Origin of the sequence: Mesonia sp. K4-1 (assembly GCF_008017825.1) — a bacterium.
Classification (GTDB): Bacteria; Bacteroidota; Bacteroidia; order Flavobacteriales; family Flavobacteriaceae; genus Mesonia.
In genome coordinates, this window is record NZ_VRLS01000011.1 from 1 (window position 1) to 548 (window position 548).

General features: G+C 41.6%; 1 protein-coding gene. It reads right to left on the reverse strand.

The window, feature by feature from the left end; all coding sequences use genetic code 11:
• A partial coding sequence (locus tag FT986_RS01040) for an HAD-IC family P-type ATPase (RefSeq protein ID WP_147863430.1) occupies nucleotides 1–548 on the reverse strand: 548 nt, incomplete at both ends.

Below are 548 nucleotides of genomic sequence, written 5' to 3' on the forward strand. Positions count from 1 at the left end.
GTTCCTGTTTTGTCCATTACGACCGTGTTTACTTGGGTCATTGCATCTAAAAAGGATGCACCTTTAAAAAGAATACCGTTGCGAGATGCCGCACCCAATCCGCCAAAATAGCCGAGAGGAATGGAAATGACCAGAGCACAAGGGCACGAAATCACAAGGAATATCAACGCTCGGTACAACCAATCCCTAAACACATAATCATCCACGAAAAAGTAGGGCAAAAACGTCAGTCCAATTGCCAAGAATACAACGATAGGTGTATAAATCCGAGCAAATTTTCTGATGAACAATTCGGTCTTTGATTTTCTGGCAGTAGCATTTTGCACCATATCCAGAATTCGTGCAATGGAACTGTCTTTAAATTCTTTAGTGGTTTCAATCTCGATTACACCATCAAGATTTATGCTTCCTGCAAAAACAGTATCACCTTTAGCAATCGTATCAGGTTTGCTTTCGCCTGTCAAGGCGGCGGTATTAAAAGAACCCTTTTCAGAAAGCAGAATACCATCAAGCGGAACTTTTTCGCCTACACGTACCTGTATCTTTTC